Origin of the sequence: Georgenia daeguensis (genome assembly GCF_039537705.1) — a bacterium.
GTDB classification, from domain to species: domain Bacteria; phylum Actinomycetota; class Actinomycetes; order Actinomycetales; family Actinomycetaceae; genus Georgenia; species Georgenia daeguensis.
The window spans coordinates 142,046-152,430 of the sequence record NZ_BAABBA010000009.1; the positions used below are offsets into that span (position 1 = coordinate 142,046).

The 10,385-nt window shown below is 74.4% G+C and carries 10 protein-coding genes; 7 read left to right on the top strand and 3 right to left on the bottom strand.

Annotated elements, in window-relative coordinates; all coding sequences use genetic code 11:
* The first annotated feature begins 42 nt into the window (after positions 1–42).
* Both ABD774_RS10920 and ABD774_RS10925 read left to right on the top strand, forming a co-directional pair.
* On the top strand, positions 43–903 hold the full coding sequence (locus ABD774_RS10920) for a YflT domain-containing protein (protein ID WP_345040899.1): 861 nt from the start codon (positions 43–45) through the stop codon (positions 901–903).
* The gene (locus tag ABD774_RS10925; RefSeq protein ID WP_345040901.1) at positions 900–1,754 is read left to right on the top strand and encodes a sugar phosphate isomerase/epimerase family protein; all 855 of its coding nucleotides are present in this window, start codon (positions 900–902) and stop codon (positions 1,752–1,754) included. The genes ABD774_RS10920 and ABD774_RS10925 overlap by 4 nt, the downstream gene beginning before the upstream one ends.
* Positions 1,755–1,821: 67 nt before the next feature.
* Here ABD774_RS10925 and ABD774_RS10930 read toward each other — a convergent pair whose 3' ends face one another.
* Positions 1,822–3,390: an aminopeptidase P family protein gene (locus ABD774_RS10930; RefSeq protein ID WP_486327298.1), complete on the bottom strand. Its 1,569-nt coding sequence runs from the start codon at positions 3,388–3,390 to the stop codon at positions 1,822–1,824.
* Positions 3,391–3,565: 175 nt separating this feature from the next.
* Here ABD774_RS10930 and ABD774_RS10935 point away from each other — a divergent pair, with 175 nt between their 5' ends.
* From ABD774_RS10935 to ABD774_RS10945, 3 genes are all read left to right on the top strand, one after another.
* Positions 3,566–4,423, top strand: a complete 858-nt coding sequence (locus tag ABD774_RS10935; protein ID WP_345040907.1) for a PHP domain-containing protein — start codon at positions 3,566–3,568, stop codon at positions 4,421–4,423.
* Positions 4,420–5,043 carry a MarC family protein gene (locus ABD774_RS10940; RefSeq protein ID WP_345040909.1) on the top strand — a complete coding sequence of 208 codons (624 nt, stop codon included), beginning with the start codon at positions 4,420–4,422 and terminating at the stop codon, positions 5,041–5,043. Before ABD774_RS10935 ends, ABD774_RS10940 begins: the two co-directional genes overlap by 4 nt.
* A 72-nt stretch (positions 5,044–5,115) precedes the next feature.
* Positions 5,116–6,351, top strand: a complete 1,236-nt coding sequence (locus ABD774_RS10945) for an aminotransferase family protein (protein WP_345040912.1) — start codon at positions 5,116–5,118, stop codon at positions 6,349–6,351.
* 141 nt (positions 6,352–6,492) lie between these two features.
* Here ABD774_RS10945 and ABD774_RS10950 read toward each other — a convergent pair whose 3' ends face one another.
* Positions 6,493–8,064, bottom strand: coding sequence for a DEAD/DEAH box helicase (locus ABD774_RS10950; RefSeq protein ID WP_345040914.1), 1,572 nt, complete (start codon positions 8,062–8,064; stop codon positions 6,493–6,495).
* Positions 8,065–8,363: 299 nt separating this feature from the next.
* Here ABD774_RS10950 and ABD774_RS10955 point away from each other — a divergent pair, with 299 nt between their 5' ends.
* On the top strand, positions 8,364–9,050 hold the full coding sequence (locus tag ABD774_RS10955; RefSeq protein ID WP_345040916.1) for a ferritin-like fold-containing protein: 687 nt from the start codon (positions 8,364–8,366) through the stop codon (positions 9,048–9,050).
* 25 nt (positions 9,051–9,075) lie between these two features.
* On the opposite strand, the gene ABD774_RS10960 is transcribed toward ABD774_RS10955, so the two are convergent.
* Positions 9,076–9,300 (bottom strand): DUF3107 domain-containing protein, encoded by a 225-nt coding sequence (locus tag ABD774_RS10960; RefSeq protein ID WP_345040918.1) that lies wholly within the window; start codon positions 9,298–9,300, stop codon positions 9,076–9,078.
* 220 nt (positions 9,301–9,520) lie between these two features.
* Between ABD774_RS10960 and ABD774_RS10965 the strand changes: the two genes are divergently transcribed.
* Positions 9,521–10,339, top strand: a complete 819-nt coding sequence (locus ABD774_RS10965) for a DUF3152 domain-containing protein (protein ID WP_345040921.1) — start codon at positions 9,521–9,523, stop codon at positions 10,337–10,339.
* Positions 10,340–10,385 lie beyond the last annotated feature (46 nt).

Sequence of the window (10,385 nt, forward strand, 5' to 3'; positions counted from 1 at the left end):
GGCGGCTTGGCGCCATCGGCCGCCAGAGAGGAAGATCGAGGCATGTCACTGACCGGCAAGCCCCCGGGCGGAACCGTGCCCACCATGCCCACCGGCGTGGAGGTCGCGTCCTACGCCACCTACCTCGAGGCCCAGAAGGCGGTCGACCACCTCTCCGACAAGGCCTTCCCGGTCCAGCTCGTCACGATCGTCGGGACGGACCTGCGGCTGGTCGAGCGCATCACCGGACGGCTGACGTACGCGCGCGTCGCCGGTGCCGGGGCGATGAGCGGGGCCTGGTTCGGGCTCATGATCTCGCTGCTGTACTGGATCTTCACGCCGTCCGGGGAGTTCCCGCTGCTCGCCGGCGTCCTCATCGGCGCCGCGTTCGGGATCCTCTTCGCGATCGTCTCCTACGCCTTCACCGGCGGGAAGCGCGACTTCACCTCGGCCAGCCAGGTGGTCGCGTCCCGTTACGCGGTGCTGTGCGAGCCGGGCCACGCCGGCCAGGCCGGCCAGCTGCTCGCCGAGGGCGGGTTCCACGGCCGGACGCGCCCCACACCGCCGGGCGCCCCGACCACGCCGGGCGGGCCGACGGGCGGGCCGACGGGCCCGTACGGCCAGCGGGCCGGGTCGGGCCAGCCGGGTCCCTACGGTCAGCAGGTGCCGCCGGGCGGGTCGGGCCAGCCGGGTCCCTACGGTCAGCAGGTGCCGCCGGCGCCGCCGGGGCGTCACGCGGACCGGCCGGCGTCGGCGTCGGCGTCGCCCGAGGACGCGCCGTCGCCCACCCCGGGGGACACTCCCGCCAGGCCGACCGAGTTCGGCTCCCGGCCCGACGAGCGTCCCCGCTACGGTCTCCGCCTGGAGGACCTCGACCGAGGCACGGACGGCGATGCGCCCGGTCAGGCGGGCCCCCAGGGATGACCCCCGCCATCCCGGTCGGCCTCTCGACGTCCTCGGTGTACCCGGGCGGGGTCGGGGAGACCTTCGCCCTCGCGAAGCAGCTCGGGTACGACGGCGTCGAGGTCATGGTCCTGCGCGACCCCGACAGCCAGGACGAGCGGCGGCTGCGCGAGCTCAGCGACGCGCACGAGCTGCCGGTGCTGAGCATCCACGCCCCCACCCTGCTGCTCACGCAGGGCGTGTGGGGGAACGACCCGTGGGACAAGGTGGACCGGGCGACGGAGCTCGCGCACGACGTCGGGGCGGGCGTCGTCGTCCTGCACCCCCCGTTCCGGTGGCAGCGGTCCTACGCCGAGCACTTCGTCGGTGCGGTGGCGGAGCGTGAGCGGCTCGACGGCATGCGTCTCGCCGTCGAGAACATGTTCCCGTGGCGCGCGCGCTCGAAGAAGCGTGAGCGCACCATGCAGGCCTACCTCCCCGGGTGGGACCCGCTCGAGCACGACTACCGTTCTGTCACCCTCGACCTCTCGCACACGGCCACCGCCGGCATGGACGCCGACGCCGCGCTGGCGATGGCCGACGAGCTGGGCGACCGCCTCGCCCACCTGCACCTGGCGGACGGCACGGCCAGCTTCATGGACGAGCACCTCGTGCCGGGCCAGGGCGAGCAGCCCTGCGCGGACGTGCTGCACATGCTCGGCGCCCGGGGGTTCGACGGCGCCGTCGTCGTGGAGGTCAACACCCGCAAGATGTCCGCCGTCGGCCGGCGGGCCGCGCTCGCGGACTCCCTCACCTTCGCCCGCGAGCACCTCGCAGCGGGGGAGGCCTCTCGGACCGGGGCACCTGCGGAGGACTGGCCGGAGGAGGGATGAGCAGGGCCCCGGTGCCGCGTGAGCGGTGCCGGGGCCCTCGCCCCTCACGGGCTGTCCCGGGTCGGCCTCAGCCGCGCAGGCGTGCCATCCAGGCCTCGATCTCCTCGGGCGTGCGGGGCAGCGCCGCGGAGAGGTTCTCGACCGAGCCGTCCTCGCGCACCAGGATGTCGTCCTCGATCCGCACCGCGATGCCGCGCAGCTCCGCGGGCACCTTGAGGTCGTCCTCGCGGAAGTACAGGCCCGGCTCGATCGTGAAGATCATGCCCGGCTCGAGGTCCGCGTCGAGGTACATCTCCCGGCGGGCCTGCGCGCAGTCGTGCACGTCGAGGCCGAGGTGGTGGCTCGTGCCGTGAACCATCCAGCGCCGGTGGTACTGCCCCTCCGGCGCGAGCGACTCCTCGGCGGTGCCGGGCAGCATCCCCCACCCGGCGAGCCGCGTGGCGAGGACCTCCATGGCGGCGGCGTGCAGGTCCCGGAACTTCGCCCCGGGCTGACCGGCGCGCGCGAAGGACGCGTCCGCGGCCTCCAGGACCGCCTCGTAGACCTTCCGCTGGGCGTCGGTGAAGACCCCGTCGACCGGGATGGTGCGCGTGACGTCGGCCGTGTACAGGGAGTCGACCTCCACACCCGCGTCGATGAGGACGAGCTCGCCGGGGCGCACGGCCCCGTCGTTGCCGATCCAGTGCAGCGTGTTCCCGTGGTTCCCGGCCGCGGCGATCGTGTCGTAGCCCAGGCCGTTGCCCTCCTCGCGCGCCCGGGCCCCGAAGACGCCCTCGATGACGCGCTCGCCCCGCGGGTGCTCGACGGCGCGGGGCAGGTTGCGCACGATGTCCTCGAAGCCCTTGGCCGTGGCGGCGACGGCGGCACGCACCTCGCCGATCTCGTAGGGGTCCTTGCGCAGGCGCAGCTCCGACAGCGCCTCGGCGAGGGCGGCGTCCGCCTCGGCGGCGCCCTGCGTCAGCCCGGACTGCTCGCGCACCGTGGCCACCCGCGCCTCGACCGCGGCGTCCGACTGCGGGACCACCCGCACCTGGACCTGCCCGGCGCCGACGTCCTTGGCGAGGGCGTCGCCGAAGGAGTCGATGTGCTCGGCACGCAGGCCGGTCTGCGCGGAGATCTCCTCCAGCGACGGGCGCACGCCGACCCACAGCTCGCCGTAGCGGGAGTCGGCGTAGAACTCCTCGGTGTCCCGGCCCGCGCGCGGGCGGAAGTACAGGACGGCCTCGTGGGTGGCGGCGTCGTCGGCCTCCTCGCCGGCGGCGCCCTGCTCGCCGGAGCCGAGCGGGTGCAGCACGAGCACGGCGTCCGGCTCCTGGTCGGTGCCCAGACCCGTGAGGTGCGCGAACGCCGAGTGCGGGCGGAAGCGGTAGTCGTTGTCGTTGTTGCGGGTGACGAGCTGCCCGGCGGGGATCACGAGCCGCTCGCCCGGGAACCGCCGGCCGAGCGCGGCACGACGGGCGGCGGCGTGGTCCGCGGCCGGCGAGCGCTCCGGCAGCGCGTCGGGGCGCGGGCCCCAGCCGTCGGCGATGAAAGCGCGGAACGCCTGGCTGGACGGACGTTGCGAGCGGTTGGAGCCGCGCTCGCTGAGCGGCTGCTCCTCGGGGATGGGGGTCTGCGTCTCGGTCATGCCACCCATCCTCGCACCGCAGCCGTCGGCGGAACTTCGTCCGGTCATTCCTGCCGGAGGTACGCCGACGCCGGCTGGCGTCCACGGCAGCCGGGAGCAGCGAGACCGCGGGCCACGACTCGTTGCCAGGCGGGGCCGCGGCAGCGGTCCGGAACCCCGTCGGCAAGCCCGTACCCTGACCTCTGTGTCAGCAGATGAGACGCGTATCGACCCGCACACCCACTCCGTGGAGTCCGACGGGACCGACAGTCCGGCGGACGTCCTGCGGGCGGCCGCCCGGGCGGGGCTCGACGTCGTCGGCCTGACCGACCACGACTCGGTCCGCGGGTGGGACGCGGCGGTCTCCGCCGTCGCCGGCACCGGGGTGGCGCTGCTGCGCGGCGCCGAGATCTCCACCCAGTCCCGCGGCATCTCCGTCCACCTGCTCAGCTACCTGCACGACCCCGCCGAACCGACGCTCGCGGGGGAGATGGAGCGCTCCCGCCGCTCGCGCCTGGACCGCGCGAGGACCATGGTCGCCCACATCGCCGAGGACTACCCGATCACCTGGGAGCTGGTGCAGGCGCAGGCCGCCGACGGCGCCACCATCGGCCGCCCGCACATCGCCGACGCCCTCGTGGCGGTGGGGGCCATGCCGGACCGGTCGACCTGCTTCGACACGGTGCTGTCCGTCCGGGGCCCCTACTACGTGCCCTACCACGCGCCCGACGCCGTCGAGGCCGTCGCGATGGTGCGCGCCGCGGGCGGTGTGCCCGTCATGGCTCACCCGCGAGCCGGCGTGCGCGGCCGCGTGGTCTCCGACGCCGTCATCGAGGCCATGGCCGACGCCGGCCTGTTCGCGCTCGAGATCGACCACCGCGACCACACCCCGGGCGCGGTCGCGGAGCTGGAGGCCCTCGCCGCCCGGCTCGGCCTCGAGCGGACCGGGTCGAGCGACTACCACGGCGACGGCAAGCCCAACGTGCTGGGCGAGCGCACCACCAGCCCCGCGGTGCTCGCGAAGATCGAGGAGGAGGGGCACCTGCCGGTGGTCCGGCCGTGAACGAGATCATCGACCTGACCCTGATGTCGACGACGTTCTTCACGCTGTTCGTCATCATGGACCCGCCCGGCACGGTGCCCGTCTTCCTCGCGCTGACCTCGACCATGACGGCGAGGCAGCGCCGCACCGCGGCGCGTCAGGCGACCGCCGTCGCGTTCGGCGTCATCCTCGTCTTCACGCTGTTCGGCCAGTACATCCTCAGCTTCCTGCACATCTCCGTGCCGGCGCTGCAGCTCTCCGGCGGCCTGCTGCTGCTGCTCGTGGCGATGGAGCTCCTCACCGGCAAGTCCGAGGAGCCGCGGCCCTCGGGCAGCGGGGTCAACGTCGCGCTCGTGCCGCTGGGCACGCCGCTGCTGGCCGGTCCCGGTGCGATCGTGGCCGCGATGCTCGCCGTGCAGGAGTCGGACCGTTCGCTCCCCGCGTGGACGGCGATCGCCGTCGCGCTCGTCGCCATCCACGTGGTGCTCTGGCTCTCCATGCGTTTCGCCGGCGTCATCCACCGCGTGCTCGGCGACGGCGGCACCACCCTGGTCACCCGGCTCGCCGGCCTGCTGCTCGCCGCGATCGCGGTGCAGCTGATGGCCGACGCCGTCTTCGCGTTCATCGAGCAGCGGTTCTGACCCGGCCGGGGCCGGGTGCCGGGCGGTGCCGGTATGGTGCGCGGCATCCAGCACCCGACGAAAGGGACCGACATGGGCGCGCTGTGGCACCCGTTCTCCGACATGGCCGCCGTCGAGCGCGACGGCGAGCTCGTCCTCGCCCGCGGGGAGGGCGCGTACGTCTTCGACGAGTCGGGGAGGCGATACCTCGACGCCACGGCGGGGCTCTGGTACGCGAACGTCGGCCACGGCCGGACGGAGCTCGCCGAGGCGGCCGCACGGCAGATGTCCACGCTCGCGGCCTACTCGAACTTCGGGGACAACGCGACCCGCCCGACGAACGACCTGGCCGAGCGGCTCGCCGGGATCGCGCCCGTGGCCGGCAGCCGGGTGTTCTTCACCTCCGGCGGTTCGGACTCGGTGGAGACCGCCGCCAAGCTCGCCCGGCGCTACTGGGTCGAGGTCGGCAGGCCGGAGAAGACAGTCATGGTGGGGCGGCAGAAGGCCTACCACGGCATGCACTACGCGGGCACGGCGCTCGCGGGCATCCCGGGCAACCGGGAGGGCTACGGCGAGCTCGGGCCGCGGACCGAGACGGTCGAGTGGGACTCCGCGGACGCGCTGCGGGCGGCCTTCGAGGAGGTCGGGCCGGACCGCGTCGCCGCGTTCTTCTGCGAGCCGGTCATCGGCGCCGGCGGCGTGTACGCCCCGCCGGAGGGCTACCTCACCGAGGTGCGCAAGGCTTGCACGGAGTACGACGTGCTGTTCGTCGCCGACGAGGTGGTCACCGGGTACGGGCGCATCGGCGGGTCGTGGTTCGCCTCCACCCGGTACGGGCTCGAGCCCGACATGGTCACCACCGCGAAGGGCCTCACCTCGGGATACCTGCCGATGGGGGCGGTCCTGGTCGCCCCGCGCGTCGCGGAGCCGTTCTTCCGCGAGCCCGGCACCTGGCTGCGCCACGGGTACACCTACTCGGGCCACGCCACGGCGGCCGCCGTCGCGCTGGCGAACCTCGACATCGTCGAGCGGGAGGGACTGCTCGACGAGGCCGCCCGGCTCGAGGCGACGCTGGCGGCGGAGCTGGCCGCGCTCGCGGACCACGAGCTGGTCGCCGAGGTGCGCGCGGGCACCGGCGCGGTCGCCGCGGTGCAGCTCGCGGACGCGACCCTGGCCCCGCGGGCCGTGCTTGCGCTGCGTGGGCTCGGCGTCGCCACGCGCGCCGTCGGGGCCGGGGCGCTGCAGGTCTCGCCCGCGTTCGTCATGACGGACGAGCAGGTCGCCGACCTCGCCGCGGCCTTCGGTGAGGCGCTCGACTCGCTGCAGTGACCTGAGCGCCCAACCGCGGCGGCGTGACTCCTCGAGCGCCCACCCGAGCACCGCGCCGGGGGAACGGCGACGGCCGGGCGGGGACCGTGTCCCTCGCCCGGCCGTGCCGGTCCCGCCGACCGGTCGTAGCCGGTCCTCGGATCAGTTCTGCGTACCCTCGGCGGGCTTCCCGCCGCGCGTGCGGCGCCGCGGGCGACGACGGGGACGCTCGGCCTCGCCGTCGTGCGCGCGTGCGCCCTCGGAGCGCGGCCGGCTCCCGTCGTGCGCGCGACCGCCGCGTCCGCCGTCGCGGCCGCTCGCGTGACCGGAGCCGCCGTGGCGCTTGCCGGTCTCGCCGAGGTCCTCGACCTCCTCGGCCTCGAGGCCGGCCCGGGTGCGGGCGCCGCGGGGCAGGCGCCCCGTGGTGCCCTCGGGGATGCTGAGGTCGGCGTAGAGGTGCGGGGAGGTGTGGTACGTCTCCACCGGCTCGGGCGCGCCGAGGTTCAGCTGCCGGTTGATGAGCGACCAGCGCGGCATGTCGTCCCAGTCGACGAACGTCACGGCGGTACCGGTGTTGCCCGCGCGGCCCGTGCGGCCGATGCGGTGCAGGTAGATCTTCTCGTCCTCGGGGCACTGGTAGTTGACCACGTGCGTGACGTCGTCGACGTCGATGCCGCGGGCCGCGACGTCGGTGGCGACGAGCACGTCGATCTTGCCGGAGCGGAACGCGCGGAGCGCCTGCTCGCGGGCGCCCTGGCCGAGGTCGCCGTGGATCGCGCCGGACGCGAAGCCTCGCTCGGCGAGGTCCTCGGCCACGCGGGCCGCCGTGCGCTTGGTGCGGGTAAAGACGATGGTCAGGCCGCGGCCCTCCGCCTGGAGGATGCGAGAGAGCATCTCGACCTTGTTCAGTGCGTGCGCGCGGTAGACCACCTGGCGGGTGTTCTTGACCGTGGCGCCCTGGTCGTCGGGGTCCTGGGCGCGGATGTGGGTCGGGCGCGTCATGTAGCGGCGGGCCATGGCGACGACGGCGCCGGGCATGGTGGCCGAGAAGAGCATGGTGCGGCGCGTGGCGGGCGTGCGGGAGAGCAGCGTCTCGACGTCGGGCAGGAAGCCCAGGTCGAGCATCTCGTCGGCCTCGTCCAGGACGACGCTGCGCACGTGGGACAGGTCGAGGATGTGCTGCTTGAGCAGGTCGATCATGCGGCCCGGGGTGCCGACCACGACCTCGACGCCCTTCTGCAGGGCGTCGATCTGCGGCTCGTAGGCGCGGCCGCCGTAGACCTGGACGATGCGCACGTTCCGGCGGCGCGCGGCCGTGGTGAGGTCCTCGGCGACCTGCTTGGCGAGCTCACGGGTCGGCACGATGACGAGCGCCTGCGGCTTGCCGGGGGCGTCGAGGGTCTCCCAGCCCTCCTCGCCGGGGCCGACGAGGTTCTGCAGGAGCGGGATGCCGAAGCCGAGGGTCTTGCCCGTGCCGGTCTTGGCCTGGCCGATGATGTCGTGCCCGCCGAGGGCCACCGGGAGGGTGAGCGCCTGGATCGGGAAGGGGTGGGTGATGCCGACGTCGCGGAGGGCCTCGACGATGGCCGTCTGGACGCCGAAGTCCGCGAAGGACTTCTCCTTCAGGTCGGCGACGGAGACGTCGTCGGTCACGTCGGCGGTGCCCTCGTCGACGACGACGGCGGTGGGCAGCTCGGCGTCGAGGACGCCCGAGGTGGTGTGCTGGTCGGTCATGGTTGTGCCTTGTCGGTCGTGGCACGCGGGTGCCGCACCGCACCGGCTTCTCTCGGCCGGGGCGCGGAGGCCCGTCGTACCGTGCTCGTGGTAGCCGATCGTGATCATGTCGCGCCGCGCGTAGCGGCTCAGATTTGGGCTTCTACGAGACGACCGGGCAACCGTGTACCTCTCCAGGGTAGCGGGTGGGCCGCTGGAGCGGCAGGGCGAGCGCCGTGGCAGCGCTCACGTGCGCCGCCGTGCGGGTCCGAGGCCCGGACCGGGACCGGGAGCGCCGGGCCGGTCACTAAGGTGGGGCCATGCCCGGCACCCATGACGACCTGGACGAGACGACCCGCGGCGGGTCCGGCGTCGTCGAGATGGTGGGGCTCCACGGGTTCGTCCAGCTCGCCGCGTTCACCCGGCTGGCCACCGACGCCGAGCACGCGCCGGACCTGCGGGTGCAGGTGACCCTCGCGCGCATGGCGGCGGGCGAGCTCGCGGCGCTCGACCACCTCGAGCGGGTGGCCCGGGAGCACGGCGCCGACCTGTACGAGGCGATGTCCGGGTACGTGGACGTGCTCAGGGACTTCGACCGGCGCACGCCGCCCGGGGACTGGTGGGAGAGGCTGGTACGGACGTACGTGGCGCACGGCGTCCTGGGCGACCTCCAGCGCGAGCTCTCGCGCGCCGTCGACACGGACGGGCGCCCGCTTCTCGGCGACGTCCTCGCGGACAACGGCTACGAGGACTTCGTCGTCGCCATGCTCGGGCCGCTGGTCGCCGCCGAGCCCCAGCTCTCCGCACGGCTGGCGCTGTGGGGCCGGCGCGTGGTCGGCGAGGCGCTGGGGATCGCGCAGCGGGTCCTCGCCGAGCACCCCGGACTGTGGGCCTTCGCGGCGCAGCGGGACGAGGACGGGGCCGGAACCGACGACGGCGGGCTGCTGCGCCGGCAGCTCTCCGCCGGGCACGCCCGGCGGCTCGACCGGCTGGGCCTGACGGCCTGACGGCGGCCGGCCCAGCCCGGCTCGGTCAGCCCAGGCCGAAGCCCACGCGACGCTGCTCGGTGGGGCCGAGCTCGACGTAGCCGAGCGCCCCGGCGGGCACGACGACGTGCCGGCCCTTGTCGTCCTCCAGGACCAGCGACGTGCTGCCCGCGAGGGCCTTGTCCACCGCGGCGAGGACCTCCTCCGGGCTCTGCGTCGACTCGAGGCTGATCTCTCGCGCGACGTTCCGCACGCCGATGGTGATCTCCACTGTTACCTCCTGTAGGGCGGTGACGGACCGTCGCGCCGCCTCGGGCGGACGCGGCGGGTCCGGTGTGCTCCGTCCATCGTAGGTCGTCCGCGTGGGTCAGGCCGCGCCCGGGCGGCCGGGTGCGCTGACGGCGAATTCTCGTCGACGGGACCCGGCGGACCCGGCCCCGGGTGGGCGGGCCTCGGGGGCCGAAGCGGGGCCCGGGTGAGAAGATGGGTGCGTGCGCGCCCGATCTCGTCTGCTCCCGTCCGCCCTCGTGGCGTTCGGTGCCCTCGTACTCCCGCTCGGGCTCGTGACGGCGCCGGCCGGTGCCATGACGCCCGCCGGGCCAGCCACCTCCTCCCACGACGGCACCCGAGACCGTGAGGAGACGCGCGAGGTGCTCGAGGACGAGGCCGGGACGCCGGCCGTAGTCGGCACCGTGGGGCTGCCGTGGCTGTCCCGTACCGTCGAGCAGCTCGGCCTGGCGCTCCGTGCCCGGGCCGGCCTCACCTCAACCGAGGAGATGCCGCAGCGTGCGTCCGGCGAGCTGGTGACCGTGCCGGGCACGCAGGACGCTCCCCGCGAGGCCGCGACCGTGCGGCCCGTGCGCGTCCAGGTCGAGCAGGGCCTGCCGGTCGACGGCGAGGCGTTCGCCGAGTTCGTCATGCGGGTCCTCAACGACGAGCGCGGCTGGGGGCACGACGGGTCCGTCGTCTTCGCCCGCACCGACGGGCCGTCCGACATCTCCGTCGTCCTCGCCTCGCCAGACCTGACCGACGAGCTGTGCCAGCCGCTGCGCACGGTGGGGGAGTACTCCTGCGGGCGCAACGCGCGCGCGGTGCTCAACGTCGAGCGCTGGTCCGACGGCGCCGCCCCCTTCCTCGACGGCGGAGGGAACATCACCGAGTACCGCCAGTACCTCGTGAACCATGAGGTCGGCCACCTGCTCGGCCACCCGCACACGGGCTGCGCGGTCCCGGGCGAGCCCGCCCCGATCATGCTGCAGCAGACCATGCGGCTCGAGGGCTGCCGGCCGAACGCCTGGCCCGCGGGCTGACCGCGACGAAGGGCGTCGAGGCGGCCTGACGGCTGTCCCCGCCGCC

Excerpts from the sequence above, each read along its gene's own strand:
- ABD774_RS10920 (WP_345040899.1), top strand. The coding sequence starts at position 43 with ATGTCACTGACCGGCAAGCCCCCGGGCGGAACCGTGCCCACCATGCCC.
- ABD774_RS10925 (WP_345040901.1), top strand. The coding sequence starts at position 900 with ATGACCCCCGCCATCCCGGTCGGCCTCTCGACGTCCTCGGTGTACCCG.
- ABD774_RS10930 (WP_486327298.1), bottom strand. The coding sequence starts at position 3,390 with ATGGGTGGCATGACCGAGACGCAGACCCCCATCCCCGAGGAGCAGCCG.
- ABD774_RS10945 (WP_345040912.1), top strand. The coding sequence starts at position 5,116 with ATGGGCGCGCTGTGGCACCCGTTCTCCGACATGGCCGCCGTCGAGCGC.
- ABD774_RS10950 (WP_345040914.1), bottom strand. The coding sequence starts at position 8,064 with ATGACCGACCAGCACACCACCTCGGGCGTCCTCGACGCCGAGCTGCCC.
- ABD774_RS10955 (WP_345040916.1), top strand. The coding sequence starts at position 8,364 with ATGCCCGGCACCCATGACGACCTGGACGAGACGACCCGCGGCGGGTCC.